The sequence below is a fragment of the Haloarcula rubra genome, assembly GCF_019599465.1.
Taxonomy (GTDB): domain Archaea; phylum Halobacteriota; class Halobacteria; order Halobacteriales; family Haloarculaceae; genus Haloarcula; species Haloarcula rubra.
On the sequence record NZ_RKLR01000011.1, the window covers coordinates 82,402 to 101,605 of the forward strand.

The 19,204-nt window shown below is 58.8% G+C and carries 10 protein-coding genes; 1 reads left to right on the forward strand and 9 read right to left on the reverse strand.

What is annotated here, in order from left to right; translation table 11 throughout:
* Nucleotides 1–2: 2 nt before the first annotated feature.
* Nucleotides 3–2,948 (forward strand): outer membrane protein assembly factor BamB family protein, encoded by a 2,946-nt coding sequence (locus EGH21_RS19585; RefSeq protein ID WP_220620096.1) that lies wholly within the window; start codon nt 3–5, stop codon nt 2,946–2,948.
* Here EGH21_RS19585 and EGH21_RS19590 read toward each other — a convergent pair.
* The 9 genes from EGH21_RS19590 to EGH21_RS19630 form a co-directional block, all read right to left on the reverse strand.
* On the reverse strand, nt 2,911–5,319 hold the full coding sequence (locus EGH21_RS19590) for a hypothetical protein (protein WP_220620097.1): 2,409 nt from the start codon (nt 5,317–5,319) through the stop codon (nt 2,911–2,913). The two genes, EGH21_RS19585 and EGH21_RS19590, sit on opposite strands and share 38 nt — an antisense overlap.
* Before the next feature lie 268 nt (nt 5,320–5,587).
* Nucleotides 5,588–6,631, reverse strand: a complete 1,044-nt coding sequence (locus EGH21_RS19595) for a hypothetical protein (protein WP_220620098.1) — start codon at nt 6,629–6,631, stop codon at nt 5,588–5,590.
* Nucleotides 6,632–6,633: 2 nt separating this feature from the next.
* Nucleotides 6,634–9,732: a carboxypeptidase-like regulatory domain-containing protein gene (locus tag EGH21_RS19600; RefSeq protein ID WP_220620099.1), complete on the reverse strand. Its 3,099-nt coding sequence runs from the start codon at nt 9,730–9,732 to the stop codon at nt 6,634–6,636.
* A gap of 44 nt (nt 9,733–9,776) precedes the next feature.
* Complete coding sequence (locus EGH21_RS19605) at nt 9,777–11,006, reverse strand: FtsZ/tubulin family protein (protein ID WP_268899091.1); 1,230 nt, start codon at nt 11,004–11,006, stop codon at nt 9,777–9,779.
* Nucleotides 11,007–11,008: 2 nt separating this feature from the next.
* Nucleotides 11,009–13,084 carry a hypothetical protein gene (locus EGH21_RS19610; RefSeq protein WP_220620101.1) on the reverse strand — a complete coding sequence of 692 codons (2,076 nt, stop codon included), beginning with the start codon at nt 13,082–13,084 and terminating at the stop codon, nt 11,009–11,011.
* A complete protein-coding gene (locus EGH21_RS19615; protein WP_220620102.1) occupies nt 13,081–14,151 on the reverse strand; it encodes a hypothetical protein in 1,071 nt (356 codons plus the stop codon). The genes EGH21_RS19610 and EGH21_RS19615 overlap by 4 nt, the downstream gene beginning before the upstream one ends.
* A gap of 241 nt (nt 14,152–14,392) precedes the next feature.
* Nucleotides 14,393–15,634 carry an FtsZ/tubulin family protein gene (locus EGH21_RS19620; protein WP_236035693.1) on the reverse strand — a complete coding sequence of 414 codons (1,242 nt, stop codon included), beginning with the start codon at nt 15,632–15,634 and terminating at the stop codon, nt 14,393–14,395.
* A gap of 182 nt (nt 15,635–15,816) precedes the next feature.
* A complete protein-coding gene (locus EGH21_RS19625; protein ID WP_220620103.1) occupies nt 15,817–17,397 on the reverse strand; it encodes a hypothetical protein in 1,581 nt (526 codons plus the stop codon).
* A 4-nt stretch (nt 17,398–17,401) separates the two neighbouring features.
* Nucleotides 17,402–19,189 (reverse strand): cell division protein FtsZ, encoded by a 1,788-nt coding sequence (locus EGH21_RS19630; protein ID WP_328765722.1) that lies wholly within the window; start codon nt 19,187–19,189, stop codon nt 17,402–17,404.
* Between the last annotated feature and the right edge of the window lie 15 nt (nt 19,190–19,204).

A 19,204-nucleotide genomic window follows, 5' to 3' on the forward strand; every position in this document is an offset into this window, starting at 1 on the left:
GGATGGGGGCGCCCGAGCCCGACCGATCGTACAGCGAGGTCACGCAGTTTTCACTTGGTACCGATACGATGCTCGCCGCCGATACATCGGCGGTGGTAGTCGCGACGCCTTCCGGGCGACTCACCGTCATCAACGACGACGGAAGATCCACAGTCTCAGTTGACGGACCAGTCGACGCTGTAGCTGCGGAGCGGTACCTATTCACACTCAGTGACGAGACGGTGCGAGCAACGACGACGAGTGGTATCGAACTCTGGACGACGCCCGTTGAAGCAGCGACGGCCATCGCACCAGTCGGTGCTGGAGGCGTGTTAGCCTGCGTTACTGACGATGGTCGAGTCGTCGGTCTTGACACCGAGACCGGCACGAAACTCTACTCAGCCGAACGTCCGCATACCGATGTCTCCGAACTTGCGGCCATTGTCGGCGGGCACGGCCGCGTCGTCGTCGCCGCGTGGTCGTTCCTCACTGCCTTCGATGATACCGGAGAGGTACTGTTCGACCGAAATTTAGACGGCGCTATCGCACAGGTAGCGGTGCTTGAGACGGCTGTCGTAGTCAGGCTGAAAGACGGGCGACTCGTCAGGCTGGCGATGCCTGATGCCAACCAAGTATGGCGGCAGGATACCGATGCACGGGACATCACTGCGCTCAGAAATGACGTCATCGTCATTGACGACGACGGCCTCAGGTACGTCGACGAGCACGGGACCGTCGACCAGTTGTCGCTTCCCGGCGGAGACGCCGTGACTGCCACGAACGAGGGGTCGTTCATAGTGACCGGAGATGGTGGGACACAGACCGTCTTTCAACAAGGGGTGCCAGCGGCGGCAGCACTCAATGCTACGGTGCTGACCGATCGGGCTCGTGCTGACGAGTCGATACGTGTACAGATCACGAACACGGGGCCCGGCCGTGTCGAGGCATCACCGTCGGTTGAGACTGACGCCAGCACCTCACTGCAACTGGACGACGATCATCGGTCCATCACGCTCGATTCGGATGAATCGACTGAGATCACGGTTCCAGTGAAAAGCGTAGATGAGAGTGGTGAAGCAACAGTAACAGTAGCGGTTGATGGAACTACTATTGGAGACGGTATAGTCGAAACAGTCAGATATAGCGACCCTGCGACAGTTGTAGATGTCGAGGCGGCACTTAAACGAGTTACGGAGGACGGCGCGGCCGTGGTCGTCACTGTGTCTAATAGCGCTGACGTGCCCGTCAACGTGGCTTTTGAGGGAGCGACCGACACCGTTCAGCCAGGTGATGAAGGCGAGGTATCGACGACGGTTCCGCTTGAGAACGATGCGGACTACTCACTCTCGGTCACGCTTGACGACCAGAGTGCGGACATTCCCGTCCCGGTCTCGCTCCCATCAGACCGTCCGTCGCTGACTATCACCGCCGGTGGGGATCAGTCCAATCCATTCCTCGATGTGCTCCTCGAGGCTCCGTTTGAGGCCACACTCACGGGGACACTCGTGATAGAGGCCGACGAGCGCCTGCATATCGAACGGGACCTGGAACTCCCGGGTGGTTCGCGCTTCCAACTTGTCGTACCGTTGACCGAGTCGGTTATCGCTAGCGGGATGGACGTAACGACGAGGCTGTCCGGGCATGATCTTTCTGAGCGCACCTCACTTTCAGTCGAAGCTTGGGATCGCGGCTCTGAAACCGAGACAGTACCTTCGCACGGCGGGACTGAGGCCACAGACGCACCAGGTAGATCAGGACAGATAGGTGCACAGGGACATACCGCTGACAGCAAAGATGATTCGCCGAGTACGTTGACAGACAGTCCTAACGCCACGTTGACTCCATCACTGCACGTAGAAAGGGAGGCACCTGAGTCGATCCAGCGGGGCCAGCGGTTTACTGAGACGGTGATCGTGACCAACGTCGGGACGCGTACGGCGAGTGATATCACGATTGCACTTGGCGACCAGCAGTACCGCATTGACCGTCTTGAACCGGACCAGCGCTTCGAACTTGAACGCGACCATGCCTTGTTCGACGTAGGGGAGGCGGAAGTGGCAGACGGGACAGTAGCGCACGATGGCACGAGCAAGGAGGTACCACCGCATACACTCACCGTCGAACCAGGGCCAATTCTCGCCCGGGTGACGACGAATCTCCACGGGCAAATGACTGCGTTGAGCTTCGAGTGTACAAACACGGGCGACCAGCCTTGCCGCATCGGGGTCCTCGGCGTGAACCCGCATGAAGGCGCTGACGCTACCTGGACGCTCGACGACAGCCCCGAACTGGAACCTGGTGGGACCCTGACGATCGAACGACAGACCGACCGGACCGACCTCGCTTCAGCCGCCCCCTTCGTAGCTGGCGTCCGTTATGTAACGCCTGATACAGACCCGACGAGCTACTGGACACTTGCAGCACAGGGGAAAACCGACAACGAAGTTAGCGGGACAGGTAATGGGACAGCGCAAACTTCGAACACTGCACTCAGGCTCGGGGCTCAACCTCGTTCGCCACCAATGGTCGGGCGAAACAGCGCTATCGAATGTACGCTCACCGCCGGCACGACTGTGACTGACCTCACGGTTGAGGCAGTGGGTGACGCTGTCACGCCACTGTCGACCGGTGAACGCGACATCGGACGGATTGCCGCTGGTGATGCCGAGAACTACGTTGTCGACATTGAACCGACAGAGCAGGGGACAGCCTCGTTCACGCTAACCACGTCTGGGTCAACGCAAGAGGGCGATGTCGACCACACCTACCGCGTCTCGGGACCGATCGCAGAGGATGCCGGAGAAGACGTGGCTGATGAGTGGTCGGTGACACGTACCGATAGTCAGTCATCGGACGACGAGCGGGCCGACGAAGAAGTGATAGATGATGGTCAGGACACGCTGAGGGAGCAGGTGCCCCCAACGCATCTCGTCACGTCGTGTCGTGCGCCAGAAGGAAGTCCCCGCTGACAGCCTCGGTGGAGTCCTGTACGTAGCGGTAGATGGCCCGCGCTTCTAGACCGAGGAGGACCAGGAAGGCTATCGCGACCGCGCCAGCCAGACTGAACGAGAGCAGACGACCCTGTTCCATCTGCTGGCTAAACGCGGCCCGTTCTGTCCGGGCCGTCTGTGCACGACTACTCGCGCCAGCCGATTCGAACTGCTGTTCGGCCTGCGTGTACGACCCGACGACTGCGGCTTGCTGCCGTTCGACGGAGTCTAGATTGCCTATCCAGAACACTGGCCTGCCGCCGATAGAGAGCATTGTCGTGGCCGTCAGATTTGCTTGAGACTGTCTGGCCGCCTGGAGGTCCGCGTTCCCATCACTGACGAGCGTCGAGTACTCTCGGAACGCCGATCGCGATTGATTCGTCAGCCGAGCGGCTTGCTCGTCGTCGTCGGCCAGTGCCGCTAACTGTGCGAGCTGGCGGTAGGTCTGTGCCCGCTCGAGCATCGTCGTCTCATTCGAGTCGAGACGCTGCTGGTAGTACTTGCGCTGTTCGTCGAGCATGTCGGTCAGTATCAACCCAGCGGCGTCCGAAGAGGTCACCATCCGTTCGCGTATGTCTGGCGTCCGGACACGCTCTGACCCGGTCTGCAGGGTATTGTACGTCGCTGCAGCTCGAGTCAGCGAGCGTTGAGCAGCAGTGTGATTGCCATTGTCCAGTTGGCGGCGGGCGTCAGCCGTGTACTGCAGGAACAGCACCGTGCTTCGGCCTGCAGCGCTAACTGTTGTCACATCGCGTCGCGCCTGCTGTGACCCGCCCTCACGTAGTTCCGTCGCCAGCGTTTCCATTGCCCCGGCGGTCTGTGTGGCGACCTTCTGTCGGCGGCTATCACCGGCTGTCTCGGCGTTTTGCAGATCCTCGACAGTCGCTGTGAAGTCGACCGGACGCGGTGTTGCCGTGATGGTGATGGTCTGTGCCTCGATGTTGTCACCGGTGATGCGATACTCCCAAGAGTATTCTGTGAAGAACTTTGCTCGTGTGTCGAAGGTCAGTGACGTGACGAACGGCGTGGACTCGCCGGCTGTTAGTGATTCGGGTCGTTCAGTCACGGTTAGCCAACCCTGGTCAGGGCCTGAAACCTTCGATATCTGGAAGTTCTGCACGTCGTTGTAACCCAGCCGCTCGCTGATGAGCACATTCCGAGTAACGCTCCGCGTGGCGACGATACGCCCGTACTGGACGTCACTGGTCTCGACAGCGAGATCCGTGTCGTGGTCAATGGTCACTGTCGACGACGCGGTCTCTTCGCCGGCCTGCTCCGCGTCGACGATGACGCTCATGCTCCTGTCACCCTCGTCAGCCGACGAGTCGGCAGTGACCCGAACGTCCACGGTTCGAGATGACTGTGCTGGAATCGAATCCGGCGCATCGACCACTCTCGCGGTCAAGTCACTGCCGGAGACCGAGGGTTGCACGTCTGTCAGTTGCATCGGCTGGTCGCCGCCGTTCTCAATGGTGACCGGGACTGTCGTTGAGAACTGATCAGTCTGAGCGCGTGGCTCATCGAACACAATGGTTCGGTCGGCGGCGCTGACAGACTCGTAGTACGGTGGGTAGATCACCCGTGCGCTGAAGCTTATTGTCGTCCCGGTTCCATCGGGATCGTCTGGCCGAAACGTCGCGCCCAAGTTGATGTCGGCATGTTGTCGAGCATCCGCATCGACGTCTATCGTCGCAGTCCCGTCCTCAGAGCCGCCAGCAGAGATGTAGCCGCCGATGCCGGATATGGAAAGCGTCCCTCGCGGGTCATTGTCGTAGGAAATCTGGACGCCATCGACGTTATCGTAGCCGCCACCCTCCTCCAGAGTGAACTGTGTCGAGGCGGACTCCCCGACGAGGATGTCACCGAGTGATATCTGCCGATCTGGTGCGGTCACCGCTGGTGCCTTGATAACATCAATACTGACGGTGAACGACTCTGTGTGTCCGAGCGAGTCGGTCATCTCGACGGTGAACGAGTGGCTTCCTTCCGTGAGCGAGCCATCGGCGTCGATGTCCACCTCAACCGAGCCGGTATCTCCAGCACCGATTTCATCCGGTGTCGAGACGGAGACGCTCATTCCCGACGGGACGCCACTAGTTGAGGCATCCACACCCGTCATAACACCATCGCCGGTATTTTCGACGTCGGCAGTCACCGTCGTTGAGGCTGTGTCGTCCTCGGTGAACGTGACCTCACCGGTCTGAGTACCGACTGAGCCGAAGCGGGGTTCGAGCACCTGTACGTCGACTGATAACGTCTCAGAGTAGCTGCTGCCTGGTCCGTTAACGGTCGAATAGAGGTCGTACGTTCCCTCACGCGCACCGCTCTGGGCACTCACGTCGTACTCCACAGTGTACGTTTCGCCCGCCTGAACGGTGAACGATTCGCGGCTCTGGAGTGTGAACGTCACATCACCACCGCTCTGGCTATCGCTCATGGGACTAATCGTCGCCGTCCCGTTTCCTTGTGCGGTGAACGTGTAGCTCAGCGTCGTACTGTCGCTATCACTGCTCTGAGCAGCTTCGAGTTCGAGTGATCCAGTATGAGACGCCGCTCCGAGTCCGGCGCTAGTGAGCAGACAGAGAGCCACGACGACCACCGAGACGACGCGGGTGCGTTCAACCACGGAGCATCGCCCCCACGAGGACGGAATCACCGTGTGCAGCGGCCTCCAAATCACGCTGCCAGACGACCAGCCGCCAGGCGATGAGCGAACAGAACAGGCCGAGGATGACTGTGTAGCCTACAATGAGAGTCGCGCTCGCGAGGGCTAGTGTCGATCGAGTGTCCTCCACAGAGGATCGGAGGTCAGCCAGTGCCTGCGCCCGCGCGGACAATCCATGTTGTTCGGCCAATGCAAGCGCCCCATCGGTCTCACGTGTCGCCTCTTGTGCCGCGCGATATTTCGGGAACACTCCAAACCCGTACCCCGTCAGCGCCGTTACAAGACCACCACAGTTCGAACAGCCGTTGACGAACGACGAGGCGGCAGCCGCGGATTCGTTCATCGACGACACATCGGCTCGGTAGCTCTGTTCGCTACTCTCTACCCGGATGAGAACCTGTGAATAGCGGTCCGTTGCACCCGCGCGTTGATAAGCGAGCGCCGCCCGTCGGAGAGTCTCGATGCGCTCTCTGGTGACAGACTCTGACTCCGCGGCTGATTGAAGTGCCTGTCCGGTCCGGGCGTAGAATCGTTCCAGAGCCACCTCAGCGAGGACGGCGTAGCGCTCGCCCCCCTCGACAGCTCGTAGCTGTTGGCTGATTTTACTGGTATCGTTCGCAGCCTCGATAGCCGCACCGTACTCTCCAGCCTGCTGGCGTCCGTACGCAGTCTGGAAGGTCTGGAGCAAGTTGAGGACGAGTCGCATGCGCTCGGCCTCGGTTTCGGTGAAATTGCCTATCTGGACTGCCAGCACGGCCTGTGAGCGGATAACCTCGAATTCACTGTAGGTCGTGTATGCAGCCGTTCCGTTCAGCCCGCGAAACGTGGCGAGATATGCCGACGCTGAGTCGGGCTGACTCTCGTTCGTTTGAGCGAACGTCGTCGTCTGACTGACAGTCGCCGTCTCCCCCGATGCCGGCATGGCACTACCGACAACCGGCACCGTGACGATTGAGAGTGCGACGATTAGTACCACAAAATATCTGTTCATACTCATGATTAGTACACCGTCCGTTCCATCCGCGCTCTGAGTCGGTCGTCGTCGAACAACCCGTCGATGGCGTCCAAGAGCGCCTCAGCGACGGTTATGAGGGCGGCCGACTCGACCTGTGTCGCCCCCGTGTTGTCCCGGACCATTGTTCGGACCGCCTCCCACATCTCTCTCGCTGGACTGACCTCGGCAACGTCACTGACAGCCGCCGAAATACGCTCATCGACCGCCTCAAGCGAATCGAGAACCTCGCCGCGTTGCTGCCCGATATCCTGCTCGGAAAGCGCCGCGACGCGGTCCACGTCGATCTGTCCGCGCCACGATACCGTCACGGACGGTAGGTCAGAACATGCTGAGAAGAGGTCGACGTTCCGCTTCGAGGTCATCACGTCGTCGACGGTTTCTGTCGCCGCCTCAGTTGCGTCGAGCAACGCTGAGACGACCTCGTCGGGATCTATATCGGCGGTCAGCAGCGTGTATCCGCTTTCCGGTATCCGCTCGACCGTGTCGAGTGATGCCTCAAGGACGCTCGCATAGTATGCCTGAATCGCCCCATCGCGACGGCTCGCCGTCCCGATGTCATCGGCCCGACCTCGGAGTGAGCGTATTCGCTCACGGGCTGTCGACGACAGGTCGTAGTCGAACTGGACGGCAACTTGTTTCCGGCTCGTCTCCCCGTCACAGACTCGAACGGTTGTTCGGCCGGCACTGAATTGTGACGGCCGGCTGTTGAGATCCGGTTTGATAGTGTACTCACCGATACCGACGTTTGAGAGTGTCACTGAACCGTCGTTATCGGTGGTGTCCGTGAATTGCTGACCGTCGCGTTGTCGAGTCACTGTTAGAGGGACACCTGGAACTCCCTCGCCGTCTATCGTCACCGCTGTCTTGATGGATCCTACGAGCGGCCGGAGCTCTATCGTCTCTGCGGTGGTCCCTTTAACCGATGAAGCACTCCAAGTCGCCGCTTTGTACAGATTATGATCAACTTCAACTTCGATCGACGAAGCTGATAGCGGTAAAGTCGTGGCCCATCTTCCGTTCTGGTTCGTCTTGCCTTTCCGACGATCGCCATCGACCGTCATAATTATGTCTGCATCATCCACCGGTTCGCCCGAGTCCCGGTCGAGGGCTTCAATGGCTACTTGATGTCCCTCGAAGGTCAATGGCAACTCCGTCTGAGCGCGAGTTACTTTCCGCTCTTTTTTCACCTCCTGGCCGGCTTGGACTGCACGGGCGGTCCATGTGCCTTCTTCAAGTGGGATCGTCTCAACACCGTCGCTGATATCAATGGTACGCTGGACCGTATCGCGGATGTTGACGTCCATGCCCGGCTGCAACTGAACTTGCACCGTCCCGCTGACCGGCGCTCCGTCAGCATCGTTAACACGGACTGTCGTCTGGTACGTTGTCGGGCCCGAAGCAGTGCTTTCAGATGTACTCGATTGATACAGGATCAGACCAAGTAGAACAGAGATAGTGATGTGCCCATAGCTACTACCGAAGGCAAGTAGGTTGACACGATTCTGCAGGATGTCTATATCTGTAAGTATGTATAGTCCGGCAGCGAGTAGGAATCCTATAGCGGGGCCGACTACGCTGACCAACACCGCTTTCGCTCCATCCATGTCGAGGATACTCGCGCATACTATCCATACTAGTATGACTAACGCTATGGCACTGAAGGCTGCGAGCAAGAATATTGCGAACTCAGTCATTCCGTCAGTAACCGACCAACCTAATCCGGCGCCAAATACCAAGGCCCCAATCACCAGTCCGATTTTCATCTGGTGGTCGTTCGCTAACTGTTGTTCCATGGCGACCGACGCCCCAAACACAATAACTCCCAGCAACCCGGACAACAGGAGCAGCGTGTTTTCCTGTATAAAGGAACCTACGTCATTAATGAAGCCGCTTCCTCCCTTGTCGCTGCCTCCGTTACTTTTTTGTTGAGATGACTCGCCTCCGACAGCTTCGACTGTAACCGCCCAGTAGTCCTGCTGACCGACCAGCACGGCTGTAAACCGCTCTCCCACAGATAGCTTGGTCTCTGTCGCATCAAGCTTCCCGTTCGCGATTACACTATCGTCATATCTCAGTAGACCCTCGCTGGTCTGTATCCAGATCGCCGCAAGATCCTCCGGTACTGCGCTGCCGAACGAGACTGTCTTAGCTGACTGGTTCCATTCGGCTGTTTGGGAACCGTCGGTGGCTTGCAACATCTCACTCGGTGCTCGGCTCCTGTTATACACCTCCCGCCCATCGACTTCGCTGATTCGCAGTGTCAAGTGATCGGCGTAGAGTAGTTGCTCCGGTAGTGCGAACCGACCGCCATAGTCCGTTGCTCCGCTCGTCATCGGACCGTTGGCAGTCATTGTACGGCTAAAGTTACCGGGCGGCCCGGCCGTCGTCGCCACGACGATGTATTCCTGACCTGCGAACACAAGCGGATGGCTTACTTTGGCGCCGTCGGCTGTCGGTGTGAGGTACGCCGTCGCCTCCTGACTAGGATTTACGCTGTATTCTGCAACGGTGATTGAGGGAAGTACGCGAAGTTTGAGCGACTCGAACAGTGAGACACTCTCCCTCAGTGTGAGCATTGGAATACGGAGCGATCCGTCGCGGTACCGAGCGTCAACCGTGACAGCCTCGCTACCTGCGCTGACCGCTACGGGTACCGATCCCCCCTCGGGGATTCCGATGACGCTGCTTGAATTGACCGGGAGCGTAACGTTTCGGGCAATAACAGTGGCATCACCGCTTTTTTCAACGTATCGGAGATCGACTCTTTGCCGATCCGTCGTGTTCATTATCCCCGTCACTCTGACCGTGATATTCTTATCAGCGAGGTCACCACTGACGCTCCTGAATTCTCGTATCTGAATATGTGTTATGTTTTCTGAACGATTAGTGAAATTGATGGTATAGTTCGTTATATTTTGATTCCCAGCGGAGACCGTGACCGATTGCGTACCGTTCCCGCCGGCAGCGGACTGTTGGACAGTTACCTCGACGGCGTCGCTAGTGCGGTTTATCGTAATGCCATCGTCCGCTGAGGCGTTCCCGACACCAGCCGCAAGAACCGCTATCACGACAAGCAGGTACATTAGTATACGCCCCGCAGTCGCGCGATTTGTCGCTCCCACGTTGATCACCTCCGGTTGCCTGTCAGGTAGTCATTGAGGTTCTGCTGTATCGTGCGGAACTGGTCCGCAGTGAACTCCTCTGTCGGTGTGTCGATGTTCGTCGAAAGGCCGTGCTCAGTTGCTTCCTCCATGATTTGTTCGAACTTCGGCCGAGACTGCTCCAGCAATGGTTCGAGGTCGAATCCACCGAACAGCAACAACACGTCGATAGAGTCATCTTGCCGCTGTGTTGGCGTCAGCGTCGGCATCTGGTGGACCACCTCGTCCATGCCGTTGTCGTCAAGCCATTGTTGGAGAGACATCTCAAGATCGGCCTCAGTGTATTCTCCGGACTCTATGAGATGTTCAGGCGCTCTGACGACAGCGTAGACAACTTTCGATGTCGTCGGGTCCATCGGAACAAAGACGTTGTCTGCGGCCTTCTCGAACAGCAGGTCGAGTTCGAAGACGGACGGCTGGCCCATGGCAATGCCGGGCGTGAAGTGGTAGGAATCGAGCCGAGACGGCCACGTCACGAGGTCCGAGACGTCGACGACGCTGTGGGTTTGTCGACCGGCCCCAATCATCATATCCATCGCGGCGATCGCGTTGCGGTTTACAGATTCGTATTTGTCCTCGTTGGGGGCGTTGAGTTCGTCGTCGTTCGAGATGTGGGAGTTCGAGACGAGCATGACCATATCGGCATTCTGCGTCCCATCGTACCACCGGAGAAGACGAGAGAGCCCACAAACGGCGTTGAAGTGGCGCTGTCCCCCCTCGAAGTCGTACGGCCATGCTGCAAGCGCGACGTGGACGACGTCGCCCATCGCTTCCGTTGGCGGGTTCTCTTTCAACGAACGGATGATATACGGAACTGAGCCGTTACCCGTTCCACCGCCGAGCGTCGTCATATAGAGGAAAGCGTCAGATTGGTCGATGCCACCGGCCTCTATCTTCTCACTGATACGGTCCTCGTCGATTTCGGCACACTGCTCGCCGCCTGGGAAGTAGTTCCCAACGCCGTCAAGCGGACCGAATTCGAGGGTGTGGTCGGCACGGATATCCTGAATATCGATCGTGTTGCGTTCGATACGATCGATCGTGTTAGCGATGTCCGTACGATTGGTGTTCATCACCAGCACCCGGTCGTCGATACCGGGGTTCTCGGTGCGACTGAACAGCGTCGAAGCGATACGGCCGCCGCCCTCACCGGAGGCGAGGACGGCCCAGCGGGTGTAGGTGTCTGATTTTGACATGGTTAGTGTTTCGTGAGATGATCGTCCTCGGCGGTCGCGTCAGCGAGGTCGTCGGTCGCCAGTTGCGCGAGCGTCGCGTTCGGCACCGGTGCTGAGAGGAACCGTTCTTTGAGCTCGTCGAAGGCGATTGTTTCCCCCTCGTCGAGGTTGTACGCGACAACGTTCTCAAGTTCGCCGCGTAGCGTCTCGTCGTCGTAGACGATGACGGTACCGTCGTTTAGCTGCGTCGCGTCGTGTCCCGCACGCTCGGCCCAGAGAGTCAGTAGACACGGGATGTATTCGGAATCGACGCGGTAGGACATGGCAGTACTGAGATACCCTTCGTCGTCGAACCGGTCATCAAACGTGTCCGACAGTTCGTCGAGGTACTGCTCTGACTCGGTCTGGATGCCGTCACAGACGCGGTCACGGAGCGTGACCTCGGGAAGATCGAGTGACAGTTCATTCTCGGCGTCGACTGTTACAGTTGCCTCTGCCGACCCGAAGTCGTCGTCGCTCGGTACAGCCTCTACCGCATATTCTCCGTACGGAACGTCTTCGAATGTGACTGAACCGACGAGTGGGGTGGTGACTGATTCCGTGGCTGTGTGTCGATCCCCGTCGAGTGTGACGGTTACCTCACGGTCCGGACCGCCACGGTCGAACTTCACAGTCACCTTGACCGGGTACATCTCTCCGCCGCCAGAGACCGACAGGCTCGGTTCGTCGATATCGAACGAGACGGCTTCAGGATTCTCACGGTAGTAGAGGCCAAGGAACTGCTCCTCGTGTTGTCGCACCGGGAGATCGTCGGCGTCAACCCGCCCGGTTGCCTGCAGTTCTGTCTCGATAACCTCGCGCACCTGGTCATAACCTTTGACCACGTCGTCTTTCGGTCGCAGTTCGTCCAATGCAGCAGTCAGCGAATTGGTGGCCTCGATCCACGTGGCCTCGAACGACTGGAGATCGTCTGTATCACGTAGCTCGCTGGCGAAATCCTGCTCGTACGCGTCGGGGACGGTGTAGTATCCATCGGGGATGTCGGCTCGTTCAAGCCGATCGACAATGTCGGTCAGGTCAGATTCGAGCGCGGTCACCGCTGCAACCGCTCTTTGTCGAGCGGTTTCACGATGCTCTGTCAGCGCCGACAGTTCCATCGCATCGTCTAGACTGTCGATTGCCTGCCGGAGATCGCTCACGTCCACGTCAGTGTCAGTGAGGTAGTCGTCGACATCGCTGTCGGCCACAGTGTCGAGTAGTGAGCGAAGATCGGTTCGGACAGCGCCGAACGCACTCTCTCCCTCGCGGCGTACAGTGTCACGCGCGTCGAGTAGGGCGGCGACCGCGTCAGCGAAGCGGTCGTCGGCCGCGGCGGCACGGGCCTCGGACAGGCGATCCTCGACGGCCGCACGGTCCACGTCGTCGGCGGACCCGACGGTGCTTTGGATGGTCTCGGCCGCTCGGTCAATTCGGTCTGTCGCATACTTGCGGGCTTCGTCAAGCGTTGCGCCCGCAGCCTCCCAGTCGTCGGCCGGAACATCATCTGGAGTCGGTCGGTCGTCGACCGCTGCCAAGTCGTCGATGCGCTCCAATTCAGACCCGATGTTTGCAACGCGACGCTCAACGGCCTCGCCGAAGGCAGCGTCAAGATCACTCGTCAGTGTGTCGACGCGGCTCGCCAACGAATTCACGTCTTCGAGCGTGCCGACGCTGCCGAGCGTGAATGCTCCACTCTCACGATCGAAGTCGATCCCTTCCCCACGCAAGTCCGACACGAGTGCGTCAACTCCGAGTCCGAGACCCCCGTCGAACACGTCGGGGTACTCCCGACGCATTCGTTCGCGCTTCTCCCACGCCTCGCTGAACGACTCGCCGACTTCACGCGCTCTCCGCCGAGTATATTGTGTCTGGTCGGTCCCAGTTGAAGTAATTCGCCGGCGGACCCAGAGCCCCCCGACAACGACGAGCATCGGCGCGATGGCGATGGTTGCGTACACTGCCAGCTGAGAGCCGAAGAAGACGAACACACCCGCACTGAGGAGACCGCCGAGAACGACGAGACCGAAGATGCCGGCGACGGTTCGAGTTGAAGACTTCACAGCAACGCACCCCCGATTCCCGTCACGATCAAAAGCGCAAGGCCGCCGACGACAAGCGCTAGACCGAGCGCCACCGGCGCAGTCAGCAACGACCTATCGAAGTCGCTTCCGCGGAAGTCACTGAAGTCCTGCGTCTTCTGCCCATACTGTCTGAGTCTGTACCCGCCGCCGATGGCCCCTATGACGAGGCCGGTAAGTAGTCCCGCTGCCATGTTCGTGATAATTGTCTGTCGTGCTGCGCGCTCGACCGAGCGCAGTGCGCCACGGTAGGTGTCAAGCGCAGCTGCGGTCCGTTCGGTCGTTGTACGCTCGCTGTCGTGGAGGGCTTCGAGGGCTTGTCCGTGATCACCGTGTGGAAGCGTACTCTCCGTCGCCCGCACGTAGAGCAGGGACTGTAGGGCTGCTGCGCGATCGTCTGCGGTCGCTTGGGAGGTATTTAGCTTTGCGAGTGAGGCGTTCGCTGTCGAAGCGTGTTCGTTGGCGAAGGCCGACGGACCGGCTTTCCGGATGTTCTGTGCGGTCTGGTTCAGGGCATCGGCGGCCATCCGTGTTTCATTCCGAGCCGAGAGGTACTTGCTCTCGTTCGCTGCGTAGGATGTCGCCCGCTCGGAACGGAACGACAACTGCGTGCCTGTCAGTGTTGACTGCACCGTTGGTCCCTGCTGGACGGTGACCGTGATCTCGTTCTGCGGCGACTGGTTGCGAATCGTGTCCACGTTCAGGACGACCGACTCCTTGTTTTCAGGAATGACGGCACGATAGGTGTCGCCCTCTCTGGTCACGTTATCAAGGCCAGCATCGGCTCCAATACCCCACACTGTTTGCCCGCCAGCAGTCGGGCTCTCGGCTTCTCCATCACCGCAGTAGGCCACGTACACCACAGTCCCAGGGTACAGCGTCGCCCCGTCAGTGTGGGCTCGATCGTGATGCTCGACGAACAGAACGACGGTGTTCGGTCGATCCTGACAGGTGCTGTCGAGCCCTGATGGCGCGTCGGCCACGGCGGTTCCTGTACAGAGGGCCACAAGGACTATGCCGACGACGAAGGCGGTACGTCCGCACGTCATAGCTTGCGGTTCCAGTGGGCGTACATCGACACGCTCCCGATCAATACCCCGATGCCGAGGCCGAGCAGCACTCCGCTACTAATGTGTAACAAGGGTTGCTGGCTCAGTCGAACCATGGACACCGCGTCTGCAGTTCGGGTCTGTAGACTAGCAACGCCACCGCTCGACTGACCGACCGCGGCGCCGGCAAACAGCGCCACGACAATCGCGACACCCCATAAGTAGACGGTTCGAACCTGCATCATGACACGACAGCCTCTGACTCCCGCTCGTATTCGGTCGCCAGCGATTCCAGTTCGTCGAGGCGATCGAGGTCTTCCCGTCGGTAGGTGAATAATGTCGTGAAAGAGACGAGATTACGTTTTGTCAGCGTCGCGCCGAGATTTACCTCGTCGCACCGGGCCGTGAGGAACGACCGAAGCTTCGACGTGTCAATCTGGTAGTCGGTGTCTGCGACGTAGTTTGAAGGAGCCCGCAGGAGGCCGATAGCCTTCCGAGCGTCCTGTGTGTCCGCTCCTTCAACAGTCTGTTTCAGTTCTGCCAGATGCGATAACGCGGAGGCATCGACAGACTTCCCACCGATGAACGGGAGGAGGTAGCCCGACAGTGATTTCGTCATCTGGACTGAACGTCCCATCGACGCATATCCCGTCTCACTCTGCTCGCCGCCGAGTCCGAACGAGAGGCTTGTCACAATGTCCTGGATGTCGATGATGGGCGGATCGACGTCGTACTCGCTGCGGTCAATACGTTCGAGTACCGTCCCGGAGACGAGATCTACTATCGACGAAGCCACATATTCATTGAGGTCGGTGAATTGTCCTTCAGCCGCCTCGTGATACGAGAGGCGCTCGTTGTCGACAAGAATGATGCCGTCGGCGACGTCCTCGATGCGGTCTATCCCGTACCTCGCATTCCATGCCTGCCGGCTCGGTGAGGCAGATTCTTCCTCGTCACTCTGTCCGACGGGCCCTTGCGTGTTCGGGAGTACGCAAACAGCGATGGTCTTGCAGGTCCCATTCGTGTAGTCGTCAACTGCTTCAATGAGGTGCGGCGTGATGCCGCATCCGGTTCCTCCACCGAGCCCACAGAAGACGAACGCGAACGGGACGTTCGTTTCTGCGGTCTGGGTCGGACTATCGTCTTCGTCGTCTTCCGACTTAATGGACTCTGTCAGTTCGTCACGGATGGTATTCTGCAGAACGCTCCTATTGTCTTCCATCACCTCGTTTGCTCGAACAGGATTTCGGCCGAATCCGCCCGTAACCTGCTCTTCGAAGCCATCGGTGGTTCCAGGGACGAGACCGGCACCCTCCGCTACGCCATACCAATTATCACGATCTACATTTTTCAATTTCTGCAAGTCTCTTATAGTCGAATTAAATATGAGCGGGGTCGCTATCTGTCCCATGTTCTTATGGGCGAAAACTTCGTCGACAATGGAACTTCCTGCCTGTCCCGCCCCCACAAAGAGATATGGCATTGGTTTACGTATCAAGTATCCAGTATTATAAACGTGTCTCTAATTATACGAAATAATAACGTGTTCTGTCATTTTTATTAGAGTCAGAAATCGTACAATTGGCGGCAATAACGTCCGTTAGAAATTAGCTAACGTATCTGATCTACTGGATACCTATGAAGTCGATCATCATCTCAGCGGTTTCAGCCTCTAAGCTGTTCGAGCAGGACGCTGTAGGCGTGGCGATCGTACAGCTCAGCCACCCAGTCAAGCGTTTTGTCAGCGGCTTTTAAATAACCGACTGCCCGATCTTTGTTGCCACTTGCTCGGGCGTCGGTGGCTGCTTCTTGGAGCGAACTCACGAGTTCGAGGAAATGAATCGGGATACTGTGGTCGTGTTGTGGGTAGTCCGAGGGGTACTGAGTTCGCATCGTCGAACGTCGCTGTTCGACCTCGTCGGTCAGCGATTGGAGTTCTGATTCGTTTTCGTCCCCGCCAGCGCCGCCACCCGTTTGCACCTGTTTCAGTAGCCGGTGGTCGTAGAACCGGAGTTCTTGCCGAGCAGCGTAGATGGTCACGAGGTCCGATTTACCAGCCTGTCGCACGGTCGACTGGAGTTCTGACGCCCGCTCTCGAAGCACCGATCCGACAGGAGAGTCGACTGACTCAAACTCGTCGGCCAGCCGCTCGGCCAGCCGCGCCACCTCATTACTTTCGAGACCGTCAAGACGGTGACCGGTTGTTTCTGCACGGTCGATGGTCGCGACGACTGAACGGAGAGTCTCTGCACTATCCTGCTGAGAGATGGCCTCGCTCGTCAGCACGTCGACGAACTCCCGCCCAAGCGTACTCTCCGGCGCGAGGTCCAAACGGCTGGCGACGCTGTGGAGGCTGTTCTCTTGATCGGCGAACGAAATACTGCCGTCGTCTAATCGATCCGCGAGCGATGCAAGCCAGGCTGCTGTCCCGACCGAACTATCGAACGCTATCGTCGTTTGCTCGTTCGCGGCTGTACATACCCGCTCAGCGTTCTCTACTAACTCCTCCCGTTCACTCTCACACTCTTCGCGCTCTTCCGCCACAGTCGAGAGTGTCACGGCGATCGTTTCGAGTGCATCACCGAGTTCGCCTTCGACATCGGCGGTCCGTCGGTCCAGAGTCCGACCGAGTTCGCGTGGCTCCACGTGGGGTTTGATAGCCTGTAGGGCTGACTCGACAGCTGCGTGGTGGTTCAGCGTCGTGACGACATTATCAAGCGTCTCTGTCAATTTCCGCTCAGGAGCTTTATCGGCTGATGACAAATATTCCAACAGACGCTGGCCAGATGCGGTCTCTGCGGTGGTGCTGCCCCGGACCGACGAGACAGCACCGGTGATCGCAGCTGGAGTGACTTCTTTTGGTTCCGCTCCAGTGTCTGTCTCCGACTCCGATCCACCAGGGGCTTGCCCATGTTGATCGTGTGGGTCTGTCTGTGTCAGGGTACCGCGTTCCGCAGCCCGTCGGACCTCTTCAGCCGTCTCGACCGGGCTGTCCTCTGGCTGGAGATTGTCACGCTCGTTGAGGGCAGTCGCATCTACGACAGCGTATATCGTCTCGGTGAGTGTCTCGACAGCCTCAGTCACCGCTTGGGGATTTGGAGGCTGGTTCAATCGCTCTGCTGGTGCTTGGAGAGCAGGCCCGTCGTCCTCGTTCTCTGCGGTCTTCCGTCCGGTGATGAATCCCCCCGCGCTGCCGACGACCAGCGCTGCCACCGCTGCGCCGGCTGCCACGAGTAGTTCGACCATCGTATCACCCCATGTTCTCTCGGCCGAGGCAATCGAACAGCGGTTCGACGGTATCCCACATTTCGCGGAGTTCCGATGCCTCCTGACTGTCGCTGTGTTCGACCAGTTCCCTGGCGTGGTCGTACATTCGCTCAAGTGTCGGAAGGTGGGGGTTCCACAGCAGTCCCCATAGGTATACGTCGTCGACGTGTGGCACGACGAGTTGGTTCACGTATACGTCGATGGATCCCGGCCCTTCGAAGTTCTCGCGTGCGAGGAAGTCCTCGCCACTCAAGATACTGCTCAGTTCGTTATTACTCAACAGCGGAGCTAACTCCTCCATTTTCTCCTCTGGGCCGTACACCATGAACGTCCCTCCCCATGCTGTCTTCGGGTCGAACTCGACTAACTGGCCCTGCAGGAGCGTGGACCGTGCAAGCGTATCGAGGCGTGACCGATCGAAGGTAGACGCACTAGTCTTCCCGATGACCGGCGCCATCACGACCGCCGGTTTATACGCACGGTCCTCACTCTGACTGTACTTTCGCTGAACTGGCCTGAAACTGTCGGGAACGTCGAACACTTCCCCGTTGATACGAGCGGTCCCTGCAGTATCGGCTGATTGCGGCGTTGAGGACATCGTGAAGGATTCGAGGAACGTGACGAGGAGACGGTTAATATCGGTATACATCGGGGGATTGTACCGTCCGAGCATGTCCTGATCGATATCGACCGCTAGATCAGAGGGCGGGTCATCAAGCTTGCTGTTGTCGAACGGGATAATCCCGTCAACTGCTTTCGAGAGATAGGCCATCCCGACAACGCCGCGGACCATCTCGCTCGATCCGAACTCGTGATCCGAGGGGAGGACAACTGAACTGATGAGCGGCTTCGAGAAAGCGATGGTGTCCTCGCCGCCGGTTCCCTCAGTGATGAGATCTCGGATGTTCTCGGCGAGTACCGGTGTCGCGCCACAGCCAGTCCCCTTCGTGACGCTGTTGATCAGCATCACCGCCTGTGACGCCTCGATGTCGTTAAGATTGAGGTCCAGTCGGTCTCGAATGGCGTTCTTTTCGCCCTCGAAGTCCTTTTGCATCAGCTGTCGGCCAACTTTCCAGTTGCGGCCGGCCCCGGAGTAGTTGTGGTGGCGGTAACCTATCATCCCGTTCGTGACGAGCGCTTCCCGCGAGAACCCTCGGTCCTCGCGAGCGTAGTACGTCTCGCCCAACTCCGTGATGTTCGTGTTGAGACTACCGTAGTTAGCGAGGCCGCCCTCCCACACTTCGGCCAGGCTACTGTTGTTGTTCCGCAGCGTATCACGCCGCATCAACACCGCGTCGATGATGTGATTACCCGCACCACCGACGCCGATCATCAGCCACTTGTTACCAGTCGCACCGCTCAGTGGGCTGCCAACTGTGTCACCGCCACTTCCGGCCGAACCGGGGCCTGTCGATGAACCACCTGTACCGTCGGCTCCTTGGCCCACCGTGCCTGTTGTCGTCATTGGACTGGTCGTAGTCCCGGTTTCCGTGGGACTACTGCCTCCGGCTCCACCGGATCCAGTGCGTTCGCCTTGCTCTGGTTGGCTCTGGAGTCGATCGTCACCAGCGGACACGTCCTCAGTTTCGGTGTCGGTTTCGCTCGTTTGGAACCGGGACTTCAGCGTTCCATCACCGTCGAAAATATCGTCGTAGCGGTCCGGATAGACTTCACGAACGGACTCCGGTGTCTCCGCGTGGTTCGCTGCGATGTGTTCCTCGATACTCGGTTCCTCCGTGTCCTGCAGACAGATTTTGCATTTGTCACTCATTGGTGGTCGGTCATC